The organism is Mycobacterium sp. E802 (assembly GCF_001666875.1).
GTDB lineage: Bacteria > Actinomycetota > Actinomycetes > Mycobacteriales > Mycobacteriaceae > Mycobacterium.
Genome location: NZ_LZJD01000158.1, coordinates 1 through 701, shown reverse-complemented (window position 1 = coordinate 701; position 701 = coordinate 1). Strand labels below are relative to the sequence as shown.

Annotated in this window: 2 protein-coding genes; one reads left to right on the top strand and one right to left on the bottom strand. The window is 63.9% G+C overall.

Going from position 1 to position 701, the window contains the following annotated elements:
* Nucleotides 1-542 (top strand): sigma-70 family RNA polymerase sigma factor (locus tag A5699_RS23090; RefSeq protein ID WP_067774448.1); only part of this gene is annotated, 542 nt, incomplete at its 5' end.
* On the opposite strand, the gene A5699_RS23085 is transcribed toward A5699_RS23090, so the two are convergent.
* Nucleotides 518-701 (bottom strand): sigma factor-like helix-turn-helix DNA-binding protein (locus A5699_RS23085; protein WP_304528331.1); only part of this gene is annotated, 184 nt, incomplete at its 5' end. The two genes, A5699_RS23090 and A5699_RS23085, sit on opposite strands and share 25 nt — an antisense overlap.

Sequence of the window (701 nt, the reverse complement as noted above, 5' to 3'; positions counted from 1 at the left end):
GCGTCGAGCAGATCGAACGTGGTGCGCGCCGCCTGACCCACAACCGGTACGACGCCGAAGACCTCGTGCAGGAGACACTTCTCAAGGCCTACAGCGGTTTTCACACGTTCAAGCCAGGATCGAATGCGCGCGCATGGCTGTTTCGGATCATGTACAACAACTGGATCAACAGCTATCGCGCCCGCCAACGCGCCGTGGGTGAGCAACTGTGTGAAGACATCACCGATTGGCAGGTGTCCGCCGAGGGGCGGCATACATCTTCGGGTTTGCGGTCAGCGGAAGTGGAAGCGCTCGAAGCGATGCGCGACGACGACATCGCGGACGCACTGGACGCGATCCCTGCGGCCAACCGGATGACCGTGTACTTCGCCGACGTCGAGGGCTACCGGTACAAGGAGATCGCTGAGCTCATGGACATTCCGGTTGGCACTGTGATGTCGAGGTTGCACCGGGCGCGTCGCAATCTGCGTAAGCTGCTCGCCGAAACTGCGGTTGCCAGAGGGTATCTGGCCCGGAGTCAGGACAACGGCACGGCAGCCTGAACCTTACCGGCGTCGCGGCCGATGCCACGGTCCCGGGCCACGTCGGCGAGCAACTCCCGCAGCCGCTTTCGTCCGCGGGCCAGTCGGGACATCACGGTTCCGACGGGTGTGCCCATCAGGGCGGCGATTTCGCGGTAGTGGTAGCCCTCGACGTCGGCG